Consider the following 22194-nt stretch of genomic DNA (forward strand, 5'->3'; position numbering starts at 1 on the left):
GACTATTATAATCGAAAAACAGCCAATCCACGGGCAAAGAAGTACACATTAATCAATAAATACAATTGAAATACATAAACAGGCCTGACACTCCTATTCTTATAGCAAGCAAGCACCATAAAAGGTGATTGCCATATCAAGAATATAATAATTGCATAATGCAGGCATTCTTTACCATTAACAAATAATGCAATGACACATAACATAAAAGATAATGCAAAAAGACAGTGAATAAAAGGCAAGATTAAACTTGGCATTTCATTCCATTGAAGTCCGTGGCTCATCACACCTGATAAATTGCTTTTGCCACGCCATTTTTCTTTCCTAAAAAAATCTCCTACAGTCGCAGGTTCTCGGTGGTGAACAGCAACTATCCTATTATCACAGAGCAATCGACCTATCTTTTTTAGTCTTGCAGAAAGGTCATAATCTTCACAAGTAATCAACGTCTCGTCAAACCCTCCTACCTCTTCAAAAGCCTTCTTTAACACAAAAACATTCGCAGATTCATGCCAATTTACCTCTTGAATCTGGCACTTTTTCTCTCTTATCGCAAACCAACTTGTTTGCACCCATGTTGCATTTTCGGGAATAACTGCAGGACTGCCAAAAGATACAACTTCATTTTGATCTTTATAAACTAAGGCGTTTTTGAGCCATTTATTGTCAACTGTGCAATCCGCATCCAAAAAGGCGAGAATATCTCCAGCAGCTTGAGTAGCTCCAAAATTTCGAAGAGCCGAAATGGTTAAATCAGGCTTCTCAAAAACTGTGGCACCTTTGGCTTTTGCAATAGAGACTGTCTTATCAGTTGAACCATTATCAACAACAATAACTTCAAAAGTTAAACCTTCAGTATCCATAGCATTTATGGAATCAAGACACATGCTAATATATTTCTCTTCATTTTTGGCTGGTATAATTATTGTAAAATCCATTTGCATCAAAACCTTATGGAGCTTTAAACTTTGGTCCAACGAACACATAGCGATGTTTAATGAATAAATATATAAGCCCTTTTACATGTTCAATTTTTGCTTTATTAAACTTAAAACCACGTGAAATTTCTTGCGTATGATGGATAACATGTACTGCAGGAAAGTAAAGAATACGGTATCCTTTTTCCCAAATTCGCAGACAATAATCTACATCCTCAGGAGCATAGAAGATCTTTTCATCGAGTAATCCCACTGTTTCCAACACCTCACTCCGAAACAGCCAAAGTGCAGATATTGCGTAATCAACATCGCGTTTTTCCGTGTTATCTATGGCCGCACTCTCCTCAGCTGCCTCAATCTGCCGAAGGCGAAAATATCGGTTGATCTTATGCATCAAGGTTGGAAAACGATCCGTAGATTTTTGCCAGCGACCGCTCGGATAGAGAATTTGCGGGACAACCATCCCAACCTTAGGTTCCTCGCATAGAACTTCTATCAGCTTTGGGAACACCCCAGGAATTGCCTCAACATCCGAATCCATAACACATATATACACACCCCGAACCATCCGCAGGGCAGCGTTGCGAGAAACTGTCGTTCCAAGATTCGTTTTGAAGAAAATTGGAATGACTACCCCTTGCATTGTCTTCTCGTATACCTTCAAAATATCGGCTGTAGTATCGCGGGAACCATTGTCGACGACAAAAATCTCGAATGAAAGTCCAGTCCCCTCCAAACTTACCAAAAGTGAATCAAGACATCTAGAGATGTAGCTTTCCGAGTTCCAAGTAAGGATGACAAAAGAGACATCTACTGCCGCAATCATGGGATACTCCGCACAATTCGCGGCCCCAATATCCGTGTCACCCAAACAGGGAGCCTTTTCCAAACACTGATTGCAATGCCAAACTTTGGATTATTCGGATTCAGATTCGGCAGTTGCTTTTCCTCTGCCAACAGATACTGCCAGTAAAGTTGTACTGGTTCTGCTCCCCATTGTTTCTTAAAATTGTAGGTACCTTCATTAGGTGTGGAACGACCGAAATCGAATTTTGAAAACCCTTTTCCGATAGCAAACCTTATCGCCTCCCAATACAGCATATTATTGGGACAATAGTTCCTGTAATCAGCTATGGACGAAGCCCACGGGATTTCAATAGTGTCCCTGAACCAGATGGCAATCCCAGCAGCGATGACCTTCCCCTTATGCCTAACTGCAATAATTCGACTTGAGTCAGGAAACTCTTCTAGCACGTTCTTGAAAAACTCCTTAGAATAAACTGGAGTTCCAAGGTCTCGCATATTGCGGACAAAGACATCATAAAAACCATCGAGTAAGTCCAAATGGCCGATTATAGGCTCAAGTCCGCTCTTCTCTGCTTTTCGAATCTGGTTTCTAAGTTTTGCATTGAACCCTTTCCACTGAGCAGACTCATCCTGGTTCAGAGAAAGGATCATTGTTACCTTGCGTTTCCGTGACGGAAGTTGTTCTTTCTCAGACCCGATATGACGTAGTTCGACGTGATCTGAACCGAGTGATTGACGAAGTGCCTCAGTTTCTCTAAGCAGAGCAATCTCTGCGTCAGTAGAATCACATAACAGTCCGCCATAATTAACAAAGGGCAATGAAACTAGGGAATTGCCAAATAGCATGCTTTTCATATGGACAAGCGGCAATATACCAGAGACCAATCCACTGTCTGCCCACAACACCAGGTAATAGCACGGGTGACCGAAGCTGTTTTCTATTATCTTACGCCAAGAATATTGATGGTAGGATGTGGCGGATGGATGACGAGATATGAAATCATCCCAAATTTGATGTTCTTCATTACCTATGCAACAAATATTCATACAGTTACTGCCAGAGTTTCAGTCATTGTACTAAAATTCAACGATCCGATAATGTGCTTCACTTTGTCCTCTGTTCCGGCAAGATTGAGGTAGTGCCGAAACCGGGACTTTAAACCCGCCTTAATGCGAGGCTGTTGGGGGTCAATTTCCCATGGATGGAAATAAAGGACTGCGGGTTGATTCTCAATTATATTTATTGAACGAATGGCTCGCACAAGAAATTGAGCGGGGAACAGTCTTAGGTACCCTCCACCTGCTATAGGAAGGCGGAATTCCTTTTTACCGAAGCTGATCGGATATGTTGTCAGTGGAAATTCCATTATAGAACCAGCTTCACGTTTGATACAATGAGGGAAACGTGGTGAATTCGGCACACCATATGTATCGTGGTAGACTGGGAATATACTAGAATCATAGGTAAAACCTTCTTCAATGAGTATATCCAGAGCCCAGAGCGATTTTTCAGTTATTGAGTAACTTGGGGCACGGTATCCGAAAACTCTAGATCCAATCAACTCCTCAATTATCCCTTTAGCACGCCTGAGGTCTTCCCTGAATCGTTCTGGCCCAATATCATATATCAACTCATGTCCGTAACCATGACAAGCTATCTCGTGCCCCCTGCGCTGAATTTCTCTTATCAGACCCGACTCTCTTTCGGCTACCCAACCCAGGATAAAAAATGTTGCTTTTAGATTATTAGCATCAAGCATCTCCAGAATACGAAGGGTATTATCAACAACCCGGAGCGGAATTAAATCCCATTTGTCACGTGATAAATATGGTGCAAATGCATTAACTTGAAAATAATCCTCCACATCTATGGTCAATGCATTAAGCATTACTGGTTGAAAACCTTTGATATATCTAAAATAACTCGATTCCCATGCATGTTGTCAGTGGTAATCTGTGCAGACTCATAGTTGGCATAACCATAAGACATTCCAATGGAAAGGTTGTTCCCAAATGAATATCTGAGTCCACTGTCAACATAATATCTTTTGGTTGTGCCATTGAGAGTAAGATCTCTGTAATTCACGAAATTGAAGCTTAGTCTACAGTCCAAATGTTCCATTATTTCATAAACTCCGTTCATGCCGGCAACCAGCCGCTCACCTGTCTTGACATCTGTTTTGCCATCAAAATATTCTGAATATGACGAGTTAACTGTAATAGTGCCCTTCTTCAGACTTTTCTGAATTGTCAAGAATCCATAAATATTTTCCCTTAGAGAACCACCAAGAGGATCATCGGCATATCTTACACTGGAAGATAACGCAGCTGTAACTGTATCAAATGTGTGAGTTATCCCAATATTCCAATACGGGCTGGTTGTATAAGCATTTGTATCGACACTGTCATACTCTTCACTTGTAATTCCTCCCTGGGCTGTAATAAACGACCTTTCTGCATATTCGTAACGTGTCCCGATAGTCGCTTCATGTCGATAAAACTTAAAAGTATTGGCAAGTTCTCTGTCCAATCTATATGAGCTGTTAAGGAAAAACTTGGACGTCATTTCATACGATGCATCAATAAAACCTGAGTGCTGTTTCCTTGATTCTGCATTTGTATATTTATACCATGTATCTATATAGGTGTAACCAGTGCGGACAGTCACTGAAGCTGATGGATGCAAAACAAAGTACGGAGAAGCAGTGAATACGTTGGAATCAGTTTGATTAACAAAAAGGCTGTCACTGGTAGTAGTCCTGGTAACATCCAGTGAAACGCGACTATATGTATCTCTTAAATCGATAAACATAAAATTATCTATTAGCCTGATAGTACTGGTCCCGGTAAAATTATGAGTTTCCTCATCTTCACGAAGCCTTTTTGCATATCGGCGGAAATCGAAGCCATAGGAAAGATCCCAATCCCATAATGGAGCAGTATAGCGAAAAGCAATGCCAGGTTGAATGCGTGATATATAATCTGTCTTACGGTCTGTCTCAGTTTGAAAAAGGTTATCGTTATACTCTTCGCTGACATCAATTCTAGGAACAATCTGATATTCGGCGCACGCGGGTTCAACCAAAGAAAATAACACCAAACAAAAAACTGTAATCGCGTTATTCCGTAGCTTTCTCAAATTATTTCTACATGTCCGATCATATGACTTATCAAAAAACATTATGCCCCCATCAATTTTTTCACAAGGCCCGTCTTCTTATCTCCCCCATCTTGTCCAGGATCATCAAGCATGGAACGTAGCCTGTCTATCTTGGAACCCATTGAAGTGACGGCAGCATCAGTTTCTTTAACATGAAACATGAAGGCATTTTGCAAATCTGTAAGCTTCTGCCCAAACTCTTTAACTATTGAGTCAGAATAGCTTCGGGAATCTTTTTCGATAGAATCGAGACGACGATTTATCATCTGGAGTGCTCGAGCAATTTCGCCAGTATCGACTTGTACTGGATTCTTTGCGCATGCTTCATCAACCTCCACATGCCAAAACTGCTGGTCCACATCAAGCTCACCGATAACCTCATGAACCATTTCATCATCCAGCGTATTCGTCTCCTCGGCAAATGCAGATATCAATAGGAAATCGCACAAAATATTAACTATTCTTGGAATTCCTCGACTGCTTGAATATATAAGATCAAATGCTCCAGGTGAAAATGTTACAGCCTCACGATTGCCAGCAACTTCGAGACGATAGAGAATATATTGCTCAACCTCCTGCCTCGAGAGAGGTTGTAGATGGCAGTTAATACTGATCCGCTGACGCAATTGCCTCAGGACAGGAGATTTCATGGTTGATCGAAGTTCAGGCTGGCCAACGAGTATTATCTGCAATAGTTTCGAGCTGTCAGTTTCAAGATTGGAAAGCATCCTGATTTCTTCAAGAAGTTTTTGTGTGAGATTCTGGGCCTCATCTATAATCAGTACTGGCGAATTTCCACGGGCGTACTGCTCTACTAAGAAATCGTTTAGATCTCGAAGCATCATAGTTTTATCCTTACCAGAAACGGGAATACCAAAATCATCGTTAATCATAGCAATAAGTTGTTCAGAATTAACCCTCGTGTTAAATACCTTCGATATAACAACCTCACCATGATGTTTCTTTATGAGATCCCTGATTATAGTCGTTTTCCCTGAACCAACCTCGCCAGTCAATAGAATAAATCCGACTCTTTCGCGTATACCGTAATCCAAATAAGTAAGAGCCTTTTTGTGAGACTTACTCATAAACAGGAATTTTGGATTTGGCACAAGGTCAAATGGCTTTACATTGAGTTTAAAATATTCTTCATACATTCATCGAGTCTCCGGAACTACAGCTTCGCCTTCAACAGGAGCAGGTTTTTTATAGCGGTAACCACCGTAGTAATGACTATATCTATCAAGACTAACAGACACTTCTACCTCATTATAAACAGCTCCGAGAATTCGAGTATCACTAAGTGAAGATATGGCTTCAGTAACGTTTGCGACAGAGGCCAATCTCTCCTTAATTACAAGAATCACTCCATCTACGAGGTTAGCAAGAGTTCTTGTTTCCGCAAAAGGAAGTATCGGGGGTGCATCAAATATAATAAAACGGTCAGGGTATCGATGCTTGATCTCCTGAACGAACAGTGACATACGGTTGGATGAAAAAAGTTCAACCGGATTTATTGCCACCTTACCAGCCGGCAAAACAACCAATTTACCTACTCCTGTGCGCAACAAAGTCTCTTCGATTTCAGCTCGACCTTCAAGGATATCGGTAAGACCAAGATTTGCAGGTATTCCCAGATAATCAGCGATAGAAGGTTTCCTCAAATCAGCGTCAATCAGCAGAACTGTGCTGTCAATCTCCTTTGCAAGGCTCAACGCAAGATTGATTGACGTGATGGTTTTCCCTTCGCCGGGTAGGGCACTGGTAATCATCACAACATTATTGATCTCATCTTTTCGTGCGAGCGAGATCATTACACTTTTCAACTTATGATATTCTTCTGCAATATGTGATGAAGGATCCGTTGAGACAACCAGTAAAGGGTTAGAAACCAGGAGAACATCCGTTTTTTTTTGATTTGGGAATATATCAACCGTATTTTCAATTGCTGACTCAATTGTTTTAACCATACTGGTGGTCTGTTGCCTAGGCGACTTTGTCCTCAACTGGGATGCTTTTTCAAGAGCTTTTTCTATTCTACTCACGTGATTACCTCATTAAAAACCGGAAGTAATAAGAGCGAAAACTTTGTCCATATATGGCAAACCAGCTGCCTCCATGGCGATTACGAATAAGATTATGCCTAAATAACTTGAAGATAAAACTGTCAAAATCCGATTTTTTCGTTGCGTTCTCATTTCCTTTTCATAATCGGGTATCTGTGGCACTATCGCAAGAATCTGCAGACCAAGTAACTTAACACTGTCTACATTTTTGATTGACTTATCAAGGAAATCAATTCCCAAAAGGAGCCCAATCCCTCCACCTATTCCAGCGATTAATCCTAACAACATAATCCTAATTCGATTAGGCTTAACCGGTTTAACTGGAATTATTGCTGGTTCAGCAATACGATACGTTGTTGTTTTGTCTTGGACTTCAATCTGCTTTGACACTTCTGATTGCCCTTGCCTAGATAAAAGTTGATCGTACAAAGCCTTCTGGTTCCTTCGTTCAGCTTCCATCTGTTCCAGATTGGCTTTAGCAGAAGGTATTCTCTTAAGTAAATTCTGATTGATTGATATAGAGCGAGCTAAAGTCTGTTCGGATATTTTCAATGCATTCAGTTCAGCCTCAATCCTTGCTATTTCAACAGGATCAATTAGAGAAGGAGAATTTTGAGGTCTGGTTTTGATTTGTTTTTGGAGTACTTCAATTTCACCTCGAATCCTGATCAACTCGGGATAATTCTCGTTAAACTGTGAACGCAACTCATCATAACGCCGCTGAAGTGTTATCAACTGATTATTTAGAGGATCAGATTCTCTACGCGTAACGGGCTTCAAACCTTCCAACTGCCTACGACGTAACTGCACTTCATGAAGTCTCGTTTGATCTGCGTTTATTTCAGTAAAAAGCCTCGACTCATCAATATTAATCACTCCTCCTTGTTGAACTTTGTATTGATTTATTTCCTTATCTATTGCCTCAATCTTTTTTCTAACAGCGTCAGACTGTTCAGTCATAAATTTAATGGCGCCATATGATTCATCTCGCTTTGATGATACATTTTGTTCAATATATGATTTAACTAGTGTATTAACAAAATCCCTCGCAAGTCGTGGGTCCTTATCTAGATAAGATATTATAAACATCGTATTGTCTCTATTTACTGTAACTGTGATGTTTTTATTTATCAATTCGAGTAATTCTGGTAATTCATTAGGCCCCTTGCCTTTAATCATATCAAGTTCATTGATAACCTTTTCTAGCAAAGGTCGACTTGTCATCGCTACTTTTAAGACTCTTAAAGTTTGTTCCATTGACGGGGTAACTGCAATGCCCTTTACAAGTTCACTAATTACGTTTTTCTCGATAAAAACTGTGCTTTTAGATTCATAAATCTTAGGGAGGAGATAACTTATAATAACTGAGATTGTCATAATCGATAATGCTGTTGATACGAATACCCACCGTTTTTTTAGCACCAACCTAATTATGCCGTTATAATCAATATTTTGATTTTCCATTTCGCTCTCTCTAGAAAATACTTTCTTTGACAATTACATAATCACCAGATTTAAGCTTAATATTTTGTGACATATCACCACTTTTTGTTATATCTTTAGCTCTCACTTGTATTGTTTCTTCTTTACTTCCAGACTTCCTCTTCACTTCGGTATCATTTTGGCTCGCAAATCTTGTGAATCCACCTGCTTCGAGAATTGCATCCATCACTGTTATCCCTTCCCTGTACTCTATGGCCTTTGGGGCATTTACTGCACCAAATACATAAACGGATTTATCCTGAAGCTGAGGAATAAAAATCAAGTCATTGGAATCAATAATTATGTCTTCTGACACATCACCTGTAATAAACAGATTGTAAAAATCTTCTTTTATTTTCTTGCCATTTCTCAGTAAATACGCTTTCTTGAAATCTGGAGATCGTGCTACTGGTGCCCCAGCAACAGGAGCACTGGCTGCTGGACCATTGTTGCCCGCTACAACACATAAAAGCTGTAATAACGTTGTCCTGCGATTAAGGTCATAGACGCCTGAATTTATACCCCCTCCAAAAAAATAAACTCGACTGTTTGTTATTTCTCTGACAGTTACTGTAACTATCGGGTTTTTTACAAGCTCCTTAAGTTTTTCCGAGAGGACATCCTGCAGAGATTTTGGAGTTAAGCCACTTGCTATTACGTCGCCAAGACCTGGTAAGGTAATTTTACCATCTGGTCTCACTCTGACACTCGCATTAAGCTCACGGACTCCCCAAACAGCAATATCCAATCCGTCACCCTCTCCGATCACATAATCAGCTGAATAAGAAGCAACTGGGAATATCATCAAAAACAGAACCGTTATTAACGCTTGCCTCATGAACGACTCCTTTTGTTTATCTACTACCCCGGCGAAATAAAACAACTTTAATTGTTTCAAGTATAATCAATATATCAAATGGAAGGGAGATGTTTTTTATGTAATATAGGTCATAGCGAAGCTTTTCTATAGCGTCTTCCACTGATGCACCATAAGGATAACTGACCTGCGCCCACCCGGTAACACCCGGTTTCACGTAATGTCGTTCTGAATAGTATGGGATAACTGCTTTGAGTTTGCCAACAAATTCCGGTCGCTCCGGTCGGGGGCCGACCAAACTCATGTCCCCACGAATAACATTGAGCAGCTGAGGAATTTCGTCGATTCTGCTTTTTCTCAGGAACTCTCCAAATCGGGTTACACGCGGATCGTTTTCAACAGCCCATACAGCGCCGCTTTTTTTTTCAGCGTCCTGGCGCATGCTACGGAACTTGAGCAGAGTAAAGGGGCGATCCCTCTCGCCAACTCTCACCTGACGAAAAAAAATCGGCCCAGGTGAGTCCAGCTTTATACACAAAGCAATTATTGGGAAAACCGGGAAAGTGAAAAGCAACCCGATTAGAGCACTGGAAATATCTACCATCCGCTTCAATGCCCGCAAAGCAAAAGTAACCTGAAATCCATGTGAAAAAATAAACCAACTGGGCGTAATATTCTCCAAAAGGAGTTTCCCAGTCATCTGTTCATAAAACGATGGTGCATCCACAACCTCGATACCGGATAGTTTGCAGCTCAACATCTCTTGAAGAGGGAACATCCCCCGTCGTTCTGATAACGAAACGACAATTTTGTGCGCACCAACATTTTTAATAGCGTCAAGCAGACCATTTTCTGAGTTAATAATGCAATGATACGGCACCATCACTGGCTCAGATGAACAATTAACATATCCGGCTAATTGATAGTTCAGTTTCTTTTTCTCAATGAGATTGCCAATCTGTCGCGCCAAGGGTCCTGTACCGAGCACAAGAACCCTTCTAGACATCCAGGGAAGACCATAGAGGATACGATAAAGTGAATGCCAGGAAAATTGCAGCAAGGCAAACATTATAAGGGCTATTGCCAATACCCCTCGACCATATGGAGCAAAGTCAGAAAGGTAAAATATTGCTGTCAGGATAAAGAATGAAACAACTATGGATATAATGATGCGGATCGCAAGTTCTTTTTTGCCGTTCTCGGAAAAAAGCGCGTAGAGCTCAACAAGAAACGATGAAGATATCTGTGCTGCAACGAACATGAAAATCCCCAGTTGATGCTGATGAGAAAAATCATGCAGCTGCGAAACAGACCCGAATCTGATCAAATATGCCGCAGACAGAGCGACAAGTGCTGCCAGGGTATCCCCTGCTATCAGGAAGACTGCACGTTTGATCACTTAACGCTTTGCCCTTTCCCTGCTTGGGATAATTGACTCCGCAACTGTAACGCTAAAGCCGACTCAGGGAATGCACCATGTTGAAGCGCCTTGTTAAGAATATCCATAGATTTAACTTTTTCGCCTTTTCCATTCAAGGCAAGAGAATAATGATACAAAACTGTAGGATTGTTTGGTAACAATGCTGCTGCTTTCTCCAAGACCTTTACAGCATCAGCATGCTTATTATTTCTAAGTAGGGAGTATCCCAACGTATCAAGAACGCCTGGATTGCCCGGTTCTGCCCGGTACGCTGAAATAGCCAACTGTAAGGCCTCTTCTTTGTCACCATACCCTTCAGCAAGAAGATACGCCAGATTGTTCAGAGCAGGTACATAATTGGTAGACTTGGTCAAAGCATCACGGTACTTATTCACTGCCTCTTTTTTCTTGCCGGTTTGTTCATAAACCGCTCCAAGGGCGAAATGGGCCGGCGCATATTCGGAATTATTGCGAATCGACTCTTTCAATATGGCAATGGCTGAAGAGTAATCCTTCCTGCGTGCTTGCAGATTTCCCAGCTGGACCTTGGCCTGCAGGTTTTGGGGTTCGACTCTGATTCCCTTTTTCAGTTCATCAACAGCACGGGATAGATCGTTCTGGCTTTCATGGATCGCCGCTAAAATCATGTAACCTGCAGCAGCATTTGGATTCAAGGTGATCATTCTTTGTGCTTCCGCAACGGCCTTCGGCACATTCTTCATGACCATATAGGTTTGAATTTTCAACCCGATCCCTGCGCCCTGGTTTACTTGTTCCATATCATCGTAAACTCTCAGGGCATCTTTGTATTTATTCTCTGCCGTCAGCAACTTGCCTTTAGATTCCATGGCTGCAAGGTTTTTGTTGTTTACCTTCAAGGCATCATCCAAAATATTGAGAGCCTTTCCAGCATCCTTTTTCCTAGAATAATACCCTGCCAAAGCGAGATATGCAGCATCCTGTCGAGTGTCCTTAGCGCGAAGGTACGAATCCAGTGCCTCCTTTTCGCGCCCTTTCAACTCATAGATGGCAGCTAAACCGAGCAGGGCTCGCAGATTCTTTGGGTCTTTGCTGAGAACGGCCTGGTATTCGGTAATGGCTTTATCGTGCTCACCCTTCGCAACATAGTAGGTTGCTAGATTAAAATACGCTGGGGAAAATGCAGGATCGCGCTCTTTTGCTAACCTAAAATTCTGTAGAGCTTCGTCGATCTTGTGTTGACTAAGCTTAACGCCAGCCAGAGCATTGTAGAGCGGCGCATCCGAAGGCTTTCCAGCAAGCCCCTGCAAAAGCGTGGTTTCAGCCTTACGAGGATTGTTTTTCTTCATATAATAACTGAACAACAATAGACGTGAATTCAACAGTTCAGGGTTTACCTTTACGGCAGTTAACAGCTCTGCTTCACCCTCGCGCTCACGCCCTCTCCCAAGATCCACGAGACCCTTCTTCACATGAGCATCAACAATGGCGGGATCTAGCTCAGTAGCACGAGTTAACTCCCGCATCCCATCTTCGACTTGCCCTTTAGCTAAATAAGCACTGCCGAGCAAGTTATGCGCCAAACCGTTTTTCGGATCTAGCTCGATTACTTTCCGGACCTCAGTAATTGCATCATCCGTTCTTTTCTGCTGCAGCAGGATCATGGCGATCATCAATCGAGAACGGGAATGAGACGGCAGCCGATCAATAATTGCCCTAAACTGGCTCAAGGCACTTTCTAGCTCGCCGATGGAATATTGCGTTATCCCCAAATAATAATATCCCTCAATATTAGGCTGGATTTTGACTGAATTCATGAGAGAAGCGAGCGCTTCGGAATAGTTCTTTTTTCTCAGTTCAAGAATTCCCTGGAGCCGTGCGGTCTCACCTTTTTTGGGAAAGAGTTGTTTCATGTTAGCCACAATTTTTTCGGCATTCGTCAAATCTTGCTGTTCAATATACAGAATCCCCATCCGGTAATAAGCCATTGGATCAGATTTACTGCTCTCGGCAACTTTCTTATAGATATCAAGCGCCTTGGCCTTGTTCCCACGGGATGCTTCAATCTGGGCTAGTAAATAATAGGGCTTGCTGTTCTTCGGTTCGGCAGCAATAATTTCATTGATCTGCTTCAAGGCATCCGCATCCCGACCTGATGAAGCATATAGTTTTGCCAACTCTAACCGGGCTGTCGCTTGCTTCGCATTGGCACGGATTGACTCCAACAAAAATCGCTCTGCCTCAATACCGTCTTTCTTCTGGGCAAACGCAATGCCCTTATACTCCAGTGCATCAGCATCAGCAGGCCTGTTCGCCAAGTATTCATTAAGAACCTTCAGCGCATCGTCCGACCTGTGCATCGAATTGTAGACCTTGGCAAGTTGTAGTTTGACCTCGATCTTCTGGGGCATCTGCACAACCAGCTTCATTAGTTCTCGCTCAGCGTTTGCAAAACGACCAGCTTCAATGTAAGCAACAGCTAGCTTTTCTCGCGCACTCGCAAAATTCGGATCAACCTCGAGTGCATTCTTGAAAAAGACAATCGCACCATTCGGATTGCCATTCCCAAGCTCTGCCATACCCTTTTCAAACAGTTCTTCCTTCGACTTGCCACTGCAACCCAAAAGCATCAATACAGCAATCAGAATGAGAATTGATTTTGCCACAGTTGCCCCCTAATATTGCTAGTACGTGAATCCGCTGCTGGTTACAGATGCAGCAAGGATACAAGTTATGTCTAACAAAGATTTATTGGCGAATCAAATGAAATTGTGCTATTCGAGCCTCCTAGACTATACAGTATATACGGGGAATGGGGTTAGAATGAATATTAGAAAGTTAGTGAAAAACTCCTCTTTTACGAGAATCGCTCCTTTCGCTCTCTTCATGGCATTTATTGCGTTGGAAGAGATGCTACGGAACCCAGTCATCAACAAAACATTCCATTTCCCAGAAAGCATTGCCATCTATATCTATCCTGTTAAGGCCCTGTCCACCGGGTTGTTAATTCTAATGTTATGGGGGAATTACATAGAATTACATTTTCACGACTTCAGGAAGTTATCGTCTACCCTCCTCAGCTTGATAACGGGGATAATCGTATTTATTCTCTGGATTCATCTGGATTGGACGTGGGCATCAATCGGCACCGTCAGAGGATATAATCCAACACTCGTGTCGGATTACTTTACACAATACCTACTCATCGTTTTCCGCATGTTCGGTGCTTCTCTGATCGTACCGATAATGGAAGAACTTTTTTGGCGATCATGGCTTCTAAGATATCTTATTTCTCAGGATTTTCAATCTGTTAAGATCGGCAAGTTTAGCCTGTCTTCATTTCTAATCGGTGCAATCATGTTCGGGCTTGAACACAATCTCTGGCTTGCCGGCATTATGGCTGGTGTATGTTACAACATCCTTCTCTATCGCACCAGAAGTATTGCCCAATGTATACTGGCCCATGCAGTCACCAATTTCATGCTCGGACTTTACGTTTTGCAAACTGGCAGGTGGGAATTCTGGTGATCTCTGGCACATGTCGGAACTCCTTACACAACATCTCCTTCTTTTTAAACCTACCTTTGTTTACCCGTAATATCACATACATACACATTGGCATCAGCATTGCATACTCATTATAGCATTCTGAATTTCAAGCGGTTTTCGGATCGCATTTCAAAGAAACGAGAGGAAACGACAATGAAAAATCTGGCGGCGTTACTGGCAGGAGTAGCGATTATGATGTCTGCAGGCACTGCTCTGGCTTTACCAGCAGAGTGGGGTGTTATTTCGCCTACAGCAATTGAAAGTACTCCAACTTACACTCCATCTTCTGATTTTGGATATTATATTTGGACTGATAACACTGAACGCAATTCTTGGCATATAAGATGGATGGATGGTACAAATTCAGGTACTACTGTCTTTTCTGGAACTATTGCCCTTCAAAACAACACCGGAGTTTTCACTACATTTTCTTTTGAATCTAATGACTTTAATCTTTCAAGTTCAATCGGCGACATCTATTTTTCTAACATTGTACAAGGAGTAGATGGTATTGACTTTACAATTACCCAAACAGTAGCGCCGTCATATGTAGGTTTTGATCTTTTTTACCAACTAGCGGGGATGGATGCGAATTACATTTTTCTTGGAGGGAATGAGCAGACGGTTGCCAGTTTAGGTGGAGACCAAGACTTTGCAATTGCAGCTCCAGTTCCTGAGCCAGGCACCATCGTTCTCTTCGGTGCTGGTCTTCTTGGACTCGGCGTCTATGGTCGCAGGCGGTCAAAGAAGTAGACTGTAAAAAAATCCGACAATACCAAAGGGGCCATCCATTCGGGTGGCCCTTTGGTATTTGTGCAGTCAGAAACTTGATGTTTTTCACACTAACTCAGTGCTAAATAATGTTGTCATGTACCCAGGCAAAGCCATGAGTTTGAATTCTAGTCATGTTTATCAGATGACCGTTCCAATCTACATCACTGGAAACAAAAGTCTTCCTCAGGGGCTGCTTAAATTTAATCCAAAAACGGATTTGCATGCCAATTTAAAATTATTTTCATATGACGCCTTCTGTCATTTTGTAAGGTTTGTCTTGTAATAATAAAGCTCTAAATCAATACCCTTCAAAACCATATCCCTCCGTTTGAGGGTAACTGCCTTCGCAGTCAAAAATTTACCCACCAGTCAATTACCAGTTTTCCCAAAAAGTACCACACACAAGCATTTAAACAAAAAACCCGCCATTTCTAGCGGGTTCTGATTCAGCTTGTGGGCTTCAGTTAATTGGTGGAGGTGGCGGGAATCGAACCCGCGTCCGAAGATCATCCACAGAAGGCGTCTACATGCTTATACCAGTATTTGGTTTAACCACCCGAAACTCCACTGGCCGGGATTTCCGGGGAGCGATCCTGCTTTGATTTCGCATCCGGGCCACAGGCGCTCCCATCAGCTATCCCACTAAAATGACGATTCTTCCTCCCCCGCGGGAGAGAGTCGGAGAATCGGTAGCAGGTTATTAAGCTGCTACGGCGTAATTATAGTTATCGGCGTCTATATCGCCCCGGATTGTTTAACGAGCCACCCGGACCTCGGCATGCAACCTTTGCTTATTATCCCCGTCGAAACCTGGACACCCCCATATTGTTTTTTCTACCTCTTTCTTTACTATACGTGTTCAAACCCCTGAAGTAAACAGACAAGAACAGCCATCACCCTTTCTGCCGCTCCTTCAGAGCTTGGGCCATATCCCGTTTCTGATCCTTTTTCTTCAGATCATCACGCTTGTCATACAGCTTCTTCCCTTTGGCCAACCCCAGCTCAACCTTCACCAAGCCGTCCTTGAAATAGAGCCGCAGGGGTATCAGGGAATAGCCCCGCTCCTGGGTCTTGATGAACAGCTTGCCGATCTCGTTCTTGTGGAAAAGGAGCTTGCGCACCCTGTCAGGGTCGTGGTTCTCACGATTGCCAAAATCATAGGGCGAGATGTGCAGGTTATGGAGAAAGATCTCCCCCCCGCGCACAAGTGCAAATGCATCGTTCAGGTTTGCCTTGCCGAGACGGAGCGATTTTACCTCGGTCCCCTGCAGGACAATCCCTGCCTCGAATTTCTCTTCGATGAAATAATCGTGGTAAGCCTTTTTATTGTTACTGATGAGCTTCTCTGCCATGGCCAGATAGTAGCAGAGAGGCCTGGGGACTGCAAGGGAAAGGGTTACGGCGGGAGGTCAGAGCGAATGGACGACCTCACCCGTGCGGTAAACCGCGTGCAGAGACCCGGTTTCAAGGAGGGTAGCCGCCACCCGCCCCTTGTCGAGCGGACCTGCCGGCTGAATCACTTGGATGTTGGCCAGTCGTCCCGGCTCGAGCGTACCGACCTCCTGTTCCAGGTGCAGGGAACGGGCTCCTCCCGCAGTTGCCAACGCCAGGAGTTCGTCAGGGGAAAAGAGCCGGGGAAAACGCTCATAGAGATAGCGGATCTCGTCCCAGACAGACAGGGAATCATTACTCGCCAGAGAGTCGGTCCCCACCGCAAGGGGAATGCCCGCACTCTTGAACAGCATGAAGGGGGGCGCACCGACGGCGAGCCGCTCGTTGCTGCGCGGGCAGAGTACGATGCTTGCCCCATACTCCCTCATGCAGGCGACGTCTGCCGGCGTGACATGGACGCAATGGACAGCAGATGTTCGCGGAGTAAGCCCACCTGCCGCCTGAAGCAGACCTACCGGGGATACACGGCGCGGTGCCGGGAGATACGACTCCCAGCCGACAAAGGGATAGAGCTGCTCTGCGATCTTGCCGCTTGAGTCGAAGCAGAATTCGACCTCTTCCGCAGATTCTGCAAGATGGATCATCAGGGGAAGGGAGCGCTGCTCGGACAACGCAACCAGATCTCCCAGGAACTCCCCGGAAAGGGTATGCGGTGCATGGGGGGATATGCCAGGGGAAAGAGAGTCCCCAGAAAAGGAGGTGAGCGCCTCGGCAATGGCAGTACGCCGCTCCAGACCCTGCTGCGCCGATTGACCGATGGCCTCGCAATAGATGCGCCCCGAGACACCCAGCTGCCGATACAGGGTGAGCAGGGAAAGATCGGTGAGAATCTCCCCAATGGTTGTGGTCCCGCTCTCCAGAGAGATTCGCGCCCCCTCCCGTACTGAGTGTTCCAGCTCGCTCCTGTCCAGGCCGCGTCGCAGCTTTATGACCTGGATAATCCAGTCAACGTAGGTCCTGGGGGCATAATCCAGCCCTTTGCGCAGCTTCCACGCTGGGAAGTGAGTCAGTTCCAGATGGGTATGGGCATTGACCATCCCCGGCATAATGACGTAACCGGGATATTCCTCTACCGGAAGATGGAACTCCGACTTCATGTCATCCAGCGAACCGACGGCGATGATTCTTCCGTCTCGCACGACAACCGCGCCACCTTCCAGAGGTGGCCTGCCCGAGGTGTAGAGCATTGAAGCGGCAATGATCTTCATGGCACCCATTACATCAGTCCCCTTCCTGTTCTACTCAGAGTGTACCAGGGGGAAAAACAAAGGGCAAAGGGGATTTGTCCCGTTTGCCCTGAGTCGTTTTCCCGAGGAAACATGCCATAGTGTCCCGGTCACAGCCTCCCCGGTCTATCGATTCCCGCCCCTGTGGCTACCAGGCGACCTTCTTCAGCTTTGCCTGGCCGGCGTCCTCTTTGCGGCTCGGCAGCATCCTGTTCTTGTCATCCACAAAGACCAATTTTGGCTCATGGTTCAACGCCGCCTCGTTCTCCATGTCGACAAAACTGGCGATGATCACCAGGTCCTTCGGTGCCACCATGCGCGCTGCAGCTCCATTCAGGCAGATCACCCCGGAACCTCGCTCTCCCTCGATGGCGTAGGTCTCAAGACGGCTGCCATTGGTGACGTTCCAGATGGCGACAGCTTCGTAGGGTATGATATCGGCCGCTTCCATCAGGTCGAGATCAATGGTTACACTCCCCTCGTAGTGCAGGTCGGCACCGGTAACAGTTGCGCGGTGAATCTTGCTCTTCAGCATCTTTCTTTGCATGTCAGTCATCCTCCCCCATAATTCCGTTGTCGATTAGTCTGGTCTGTCCAATTTTCACAGCCAACGCCAGAAGGGTACGGTGATCTGCCTGGCTGCATTCCGCCAGAGTGTCGCCATCGCGATACTCCAGATAGTCGATGAGAGCTGCGGGTTCTTCGGCAATGATGGCTTCTGCGCGTTCACGGAGACGGGTCACCGAGGTCTCGCCAGCGCGAAAGGCAGTACGGGCCGCAGCAATGGCCCTGTTGAGACAGAGAGCACTCCGGCGCTCTGCAGATGAGAGGTAGCTGTTGCGCGAACTCATGGCGAGACCGTCAGGCTCGCGGATGATCGGCATCCCCACGATCTCCACAGCCATATTCAGATCGGCCGCCATGCGGCGTATCACAGCAAGCTGCTGGAAATCCTTCTTGCCGAACAGAGCCAGATCTGGCTGCACGATGTTGAAGAGCTTGCAGACAACCGTGGTGACCCCCCGGAAATGCCCGGGACGGCTGGCACCGCAGAGGGGAAGCGTAAGCCTTTCGACGTCGACGAATGTCTCAAACCCCGTAGGGTACATCTCGGTCGCAGTCGGCGCAAAGATCAGATCGACACCCGCCTCTCCAGCCAGTGCCGAGTCACGTTCCATGTCCCGTGGGTACCGTTCGAAGTCCTCCCCCACCCCGAACTGGGTCGGATTGACGAAGATGCTCGTGACCAGCAGGTCGCAGCGCTTTCGGCCCTCACTCATGAGTGAGGCATGACCTTGGTGCAAAAACCCCATGGTCGGCACCAGGCCAATGCTCTTGCCTGCCCCACGGGTGGTGCGGGCAATGGACTGCATCTCTGCTATGGACGTGACAATACGCATATCAGTTGAACGAGTGAGCTTCCGTGGGGAACTCGCCACTCTTGACCTCGGTAATGTAGGCGTTCACTGCATCGGCAATGAGGGAACGGGCATCCGCATATCTCTTGACGAATTTTGGTGAATACTTCTCGCACAGCCCCAGGATGTCGTGGAGCACCAGGACCTGTCCGTCGCATCCCGGCCCGGCACCGATGCCGATGGTCGGGATGGAGAGCTGCTCGGTGATCCTCCTGGCGAGTTTCTGGGGGATCCCCTCCAGCACGACCGCAAAGGCCCCTGCTTCCTGCACTGCCAGGGCATCGACGACGAGCTGCTCGGCGTGCTCCTCCTTCTTCCCCTGCACCCGGTAACCGCCCATGCGGTGTATGGATTGGGGGGTCAGGCCGATATGCCCCATGACCGGTATATCGATGGAAGCGATAGCCCGGATGGCGTCGACCATGTTGGCGCCCCCCTCCAGCTTTACCGCAGCGGCTCCGGCCTCCTTGATGAGCCGGCCGGCGTTCAGGCGCGCCTGCCCGACATCCACCTGATAGGAAAGAAACGGCATATCCGCCACCACGAGGGCACGCGGCTGTGCGCGCATCACGGCCCGGGTGTGATAGATCACCTCATCGAGGGTTACCGGCAGGGTATTCTCATGGCCGGCGACGACCACCCCGAGCGAGTCGCCAACCAAAAGGATATCCAGACCGCAACCGTCGAGTATCCGGGCAGTAGGATAATCGTAACAGGTCAGGACACTGATCCTGGTCCCTTCAGCCTTCATCTTCTGGATATCGAGAATGGTTGTCTGCTTGCGCATCTGAACCCCATAAACACAAAACGCCCACCAAAACGGAGGGCGTTGTTCGACACGCTCGGGACACTCAATGTCCCGGAAAAAGCGTTGACTATTGCCGTCCGTCCCGGTTCTCTACGAATCCAGGCGGTATGTATGAAAAAAGGCAGATGGGGGTCGTGTAGCTGCTCCGCTCATGTAGCGGGCCAAACCCCATCTGCCTGAGGATGTAACATATCAGGTTTATGTTTGTCCAGATTAATTTTTCAACTTATTCGCCGAACTCTTTCATTAATTCCAACTCTTTGACAACGGCGGCACTGTCATCGCGGCGTTTCTCCAGGTCCTCGAAGATGCCGAGCACCATTCTGCCGACTGATTCGACCGCATGCTTGATCTCCTTGCCGTCATCCACCTGGCGTCCCGTGGCACCCACCATCTCCTGGGTCATCTCCTTGATGGTGTTGATGGCACGCAGGATACTCCGGGTGGCATTTGCCTGCTCCTTGGAGGCGGTGAAGATCTGCGAGGTCATGGCGCTGACGTCCTCTATGGACCGGGTGACCATCTGGACGCTCCTGGCCTGTTCCTCGGTGGCGATCCTGATCTGGTGGGTCATATCCATGGCCTGGTTCGAGCTGTTGAGGATCACCTGCAGGGCGGCACCGGTCTCCTGCCCCAGTTGCACCCCTTTCTGCACCAGCTCCTTGGTCAGGGTGACATTGCTCGCCGCCGTCCTGGACTCGGTCATGATCTCTTCGATGATGCCGGTGATCTCGCCGGTGGACTGGCCCGTCTGCAGCGACAGGTTGCGAATCTCGTCGGCAACGACACCGAAGCTCTTGCCGTATTCGCCCGCCTGCGCCGCAATGATGGAAGCATTGAGGGCCAGAAGATTGGTCCGTTTGGTGATGTCGTTGATGACACCGACAATACTCTCGATCCGGCTGCTGTTTTCCGAAAGGCGCTTGATCCCTTTGTAGGAAAGATCGACCGAACACTGAATTTCCGCCAGGGAGGCTATGGTCTCTTCCACAACCGCCTTGCTCCGGTCTGCCTGGGCCTTTACCTGGCTGGAGACCTGATGGGAAACGACCGTGTTCTTTTCCACGTTGACAATGGTTGCATTGATCTCTTCCATGGCGGAGACCGATTTTTCCACTGTTTCCGACAGTGCATCCAGATTGCGGGAGACCTGTTCGATGGCAACGGAGATCTCGCCCACTGCCGAACTGGTATCGTCGACCGCTGCAAGCACGCTCTCGGAAGCCCCGGCAATATGGGCGGTATTGTCGGTCAAGGAATCAACGTACCCCTTCAGGTTCAATACGTTGCGTGCATATTCCTCGCGGTTTTTCAGCAGACCGGCAAAGGTATTCCCCAACTCCACCGTCAGGGTGTCAATGGATTTGAGCAGGTTGATCCGGGTCATGGCAGATGCTGCCTGGTCAGCAACGAGCTTGACCGTGTCCACGTCCGAATCGTTGAGATCTCTCTTGGAAAACTTGTTGTCCACGCCAAAGACACCAACCGACTCTCCCTTGATGACAATGGGGCAGAGGATGAAACTGCGCGACCTGATGGGCGCCAGTCCATCGTACGGGGGCTGGATATGATACTCTGGCGGCATGCTCCTGATATCTTCCACAAGGTAGGGCCGCTTCTCCACAATGGCCTTGTTGATTATGCCGACCCTCTCGTCAAGGGGGAGGACCACGGAGGAGGGGTCAAACCCTTCGCTACGGTTGGCAGCAGCAAAGCGCAGGGATGTGCGCAGCTCGTCGATCATCAGGATGTTGACCCGCTCGTACCCGAGGATCTCGCTCAGGCCCTCGGCACAGAGGGACAGCACCTCCTGGAGATCGATGGTGCGTTGGATACGGCTGCTGATCTGGTGAAAGTTCTTGATGTTGTTGTCGAGGGCCTTGAAGCGGGATTCGAAAATCTCCTTTTGGGAGGCAACCTGATTGTTCAGGTCATCGAGCTGGACAGCCCTCTCCTGCAGCACATCACCGCTCCTGCCGAGGAAAAAGCCGAGCCCCCCCATCACCATGGCTGTTCCTATCCCCATATAGGTATAGAGCGCGGCATGATAGGGGCTCCGGGAAAGATCCGCCAGAAGTCGCACGAAAAATGACTCGCCATTGGCAAAGAGCATTGCCTGCATAAATGCCCAGACCACCGGAGCACTGACGCCAAGGGCAACCCCAATGGCCGCATACCGAATCTTCCTGCCGTTTAACGATTGGCTCGTTTGCATAATAATGCCCAGATCCTCCCCTGGATATTTTCAATCCATTACATAACCGACATATGTTTATTACTTGTCGGACTATCGATCCG

18 protein-coding genes, 1 other RNA gene and 1 pseudogene are annotated in these 22194 nt (G+C 46.5%); 2 read left to right on the forward strand and 18 right to left on the reverse strand.

Annotated features, from left to right (window positions below; translation table 11 throughout):
- Window positions 1-5 precede the first annotated feature (5 nt).
- From GJT30_03805 to prsT, 11 genes are read right to left on the reverse strand one after another with little or no spacing between them, the layout of a single operon-like run.
- Window positions 6-944 (reverse strand): glycosyltransferase, encoded by a 939-nt coding sequence (locus GJT30_03805; protein ID MSM38733.1) that lies wholly within the window; start codon window positions 942-944, stop codon window positions 6-8.
- A 7-nt stretch (window positions 945-951) separates the two neighbouring features.
- Entirely contained in the window at window positions 952-1764 is an 813-nt protein-coding gene (locus tag GJT30_03810; protein ID MSM38734.1) for a glycosyltransferase, read from the reverse strand.
- Entirely contained in the window at window positions 1761-2792 is a 1032-nt protein-coding gene (locus GJT30_03815) for a FemAB family PEP-CTERM system-associated protein (GenBank protein MSM38735.1), read from the reverse strand. Before GJT30_03815 ends, GJT30_03810 begins: the two co-directional genes overlap by 4 nt.
- Window positions 2789-3634 carry a DUF3473 domain-containing protein gene (locus tag GJT30_03820; GenBank protein MSM38736.1) on the reverse strand — a complete coding sequence of 282 codons (846 nt, stop codon included), beginning with the start codon at window positions 3632-3634 and terminating at the stop codon, window positions 2789-2791. The genes GJT30_03815 and GJT30_03820 overlap by 4 nt, the downstream gene beginning before the upstream one ends.
- A complete protein-coding gene (locus GJT30_03825; GenBank protein ID MSM38737.1) occupies window positions 3634-4926 on the reverse strand; it encodes a TIGR03016 family PEP-CTERM system-associated outer membrane protein in 1293 nt (430 codons plus the stop codon). The genes GJT30_03820 and GJT30_03825 overlap by 1 nt, the downstream gene beginning before the upstream one ends.
- A complete protein-coding gene (locus GJT30_03830; GenBank protein MSM38738.1) occupies window positions 4926-6062 on the reverse strand; it encodes an AAA family ATPase in 1137 nt (378 codons plus the stop codon). Before GJT30_03830 ends, GJT30_03825 begins: the two co-directional genes overlap by 1 nt.
- Window positions 6063-6950: a polysaccharide biosynthesis tyrosine autokinase gene (locus GJT30_03835; GenBank protein MSM38739.1), complete on the reverse strand. Its 888-nt coding sequence runs from the start codon at window positions 6948-6950 to the stop codon at window positions 6063-6065.
- Between the two features lie 12 nt (window positions 6951-6962).
- Complete coding sequence (locus GJT30_03840) at window positions 6963-8435, reverse strand: chain-length determining protein (GenBank protein ID MSM38740.1); 1473 nt, start codon at window positions 8433-8435, stop codon at window positions 6963-6965.
- A 10-nt stretch (window positions 8436-8445) separates the two neighbouring features.
- Window positions 8446-9291 carry a sugar ABC transporter substrate-binding protein gene (locus GJT30_03845; GenBank protein ID MSM38741.1) on the reverse strand — a complete coding sequence of 282 codons (846 nt, stop codon included), beginning with the start codon at window positions 9289-9291 and terminating at the stop codon, window positions 8446-8448.
- 16 nt (window positions 9292-9307) lie between these two features.
- A complete protein-coding gene (locus GJT30_03850) occupies window positions 9308-10669 on the reverse strand; it encodes a TIGR03013 family PEP-CTERM/XrtA system glycosyltransferase (GenBank protein MSM38742.1) in 1362 nt (453 codons plus the stop codon).
- Window positions 10666-13335, reverse strand: coding sequence for a PEP-CTERM system TPR-repeat protein PrsT (gene prsT, locus GJT30_03855; GenBank protein MSM38743.1), 2670 nt, complete (start codon window positions 13333-13335; stop codon window positions 10666-10668). The genes GJT30_03850 and prsT overlap by 4 nt, the downstream gene beginning before the upstream one ends.
- A gap of 157 nt (window positions 13336-13492) precedes the next feature.
- On the opposite strand from prsT, the gene GJT30_03860 reads away from it, so the two are divergent.
- Both GJT30_03860 and GJT30_03865 read left to right on the forward strand, forming a co-directional pair.
- On the forward strand, window positions 13493-14197 hold the full coding sequence (locus GJT30_03860; protein MSM38744.1) for a CAAX prenyl protease-related protein: 705 nt from the start codon (window positions 13493-13495) through the stop codon (window positions 14195-14197).
- Between the two features lie 681 nt (window positions 14198-14878).
- Window positions 14879-14971, forward strand: a pseudogene (locus GJT30_03865) (PEP-CTERM sorting domain-containing protein).
- Window positions 14972-15461: 490 nt separating this feature from the next.
- Here GJT30_03865 and ssrA read toward each other — a convergent pair.
- From ssrA to GJT30_03900, 7 genes are all read right to left on the reverse strand, one after another.
- Window positions 15462-15814: a transfer-messenger RNA gene (ssrA, locus tag GJT30_03870) on the reverse strand.
- 71 nt (window positions 15815-15885) lie between these two features.
- The gene (smpB, locus tag GJT30_03875; protein ID MSM38745.1) at window positions 15886-16344 is read right to left on the reverse strand and encodes an SsrA-binding protein SmpB; all 459 of its coding nucleotides are present in this window, start codon (window positions 16342-16344) and stop codon (window positions 15886-15888) included.
- Between the two features lie 57 nt (window positions 16345-16401).
- Window positions 16402-17652: an amidohydrolase family protein gene (locus GJT30_03880; GenBank protein MSM38746.1), complete on the reverse strand. Its 1251-nt coding sequence runs from the start codon at window positions 17650-17652 to the stop codon at window positions 16402-16404.
- A gap of 166 nt (window positions 17653-17818) precedes the next feature.
- Window positions 17819-18217, reverse strand: coding sequence for an aspartate 1-decarboxylase (locus tag GJT30_03885; GenBank protein ID MSM38747.1), 399 nt, complete (start codon window positions 18215-18217; stop codon window positions 17819-17821).
- A 1-nt stretch (window position 18218) separates the two neighbouring features.
- Window positions 18219-19070: a pantoate--beta-alanine ligase gene (locus GJT30_03890; protein ID MSM38748.1), complete on the reverse strand. Its 852-nt coding sequence runs from the start codon at window positions 19068-19070 to the stop codon at window positions 18219-18221.
- A 1-nt stretch (window position 19071) separates the two neighbouring features.
- The gene (gene panB / locus GJT30_03895; GenBank protein MSM38749.1) at window positions 19072-19875 is read right to left on the reverse strand and encodes a 3-methyl-2-oxobutanoate hydroxymethyltransferase; all 804 of its coding nucleotides are present in this window, start codon (window positions 19873-19875) and stop codon (window positions 19072-19074) included.
- A gap of 247 nt (window positions 19876-20122) precedes the next feature.
- Window positions 20123-22111 carry a GAF domain-containing protein gene (locus GJT30_03900; GenBank protein ID MSM38750.1) on the reverse strand — a complete coding sequence of 663 codons (1989 nt, stop codon included), beginning with the start codon at window positions 22109-22111 and terminating at the stop codon, window positions 20123-20125.
- Window positions 22112-22194 lie beyond the last annotated feature (83 nt).

Source organism: Geobacter sp. (assembly GCA_009684525.1).
In the GTDB taxonomy this organism is placed as follows: domain Bacteria; phylum Desulfobacterota; class Desulfuromonadia; order Geobacterales; family DSM-12255; genus Geoanaerobacter.

Coding starts and splice junctions, on each gene's coding strand:
- GJT30_03890 (MSM38748.1), bottom strand. CDS start 19,070: ATGCGTATTGTCACGTCCATAGCAGAGATGCAGTCCATTGCCCGCACC.
- GJT30_03845 (MSM38741.1), bottom strand. CDS start 9,291: ATGAGGCAAGCGTTAATAACGGTTCTGTTTTTGATGATATTCCCAGTT.
- GJT30_03900 (MSM38750.1), bottom strand. CDS start 22,111: ATGCAAACGAGCCAATCGTTAAACGGCAGGAAGATTCGGTATGCGGCC.
- GJT30_03840 (MSM38740.1), bottom strand. CDS start 8,435: ATGGAAAATCAAAATATTGATTATAACGGCATAATTAGGTTGGTGCTA.
- GJT30_03860 (MSM38744.1), top strand. CDS start 13,493: ATGAATATTAGAAAGTTAGTGAAAAACTCCTCTTTTACGAGAATCGCT.
- GJT30_03830 (MSM38738.1), bottom strand. CDS start 6,062: ATGTATGAAGAATATTTTAAACTCAATGTAAAGCCATTTGACCTTGTG.
- GJT30_03815 (MSM38735.1), bottom strand. CDS start 2,792: ATGAATATTTGTTGCATAGGTAATGAAGAACATCAAATTTGGGATGAT.
- GJT30_03885 (MSM38747.1), bottom strand. CDS start 18,217: ATGCAAAGAAAGATGCTGAAGAGCAAGATTCACCGCGCAACTGTTACC.
- GJT30_03805 (MSM38733.1), bottom strand. CDS start 944: ATGCAAATGGATTTTACAATAATTATACCAGCCAAAAATGAAGAGAAA.
- panB (MSM38749.1), bottom strand. CDS start 19,875: ATGCGCAAGCAGACAACCATTCTCGATATCCAGAAGATGAAGGCTGAA.
- smpB (MSM38745.1), bottom strand. CDS start 16,344: ATGGCAGAGAAGCTCATCAGTAACAATAAAAAGGCTTACCACGATTAT.
- GJT30_03820 (MSM38736.1), bottom strand. CDS start 3,634: ATGCTTAATGCATTGACCATAGATGTGGAGGATTATTTTCAAGTTAAT.
- GJT30_03825 (MSM38737.1), bottom strand. CDS start 4,926: ATGTTTTTTGATAAGTCATATGATCGGACATGTAGAAATAATTTGAGA.
- GJT30_03880 (MSM38746.1), bottom strand. CDS start 17,652: ATGAAGATCATTGCCGCTTCAATGCTCTACACCTCGGGCAGGCCACCT.
- GJT30_03810 (MSM38734.1), bottom strand. CDS start 1,764: ATGATTGCGGCAGTAGATGTCTCTTTTGTCATCCTTACTTGGAACTCG.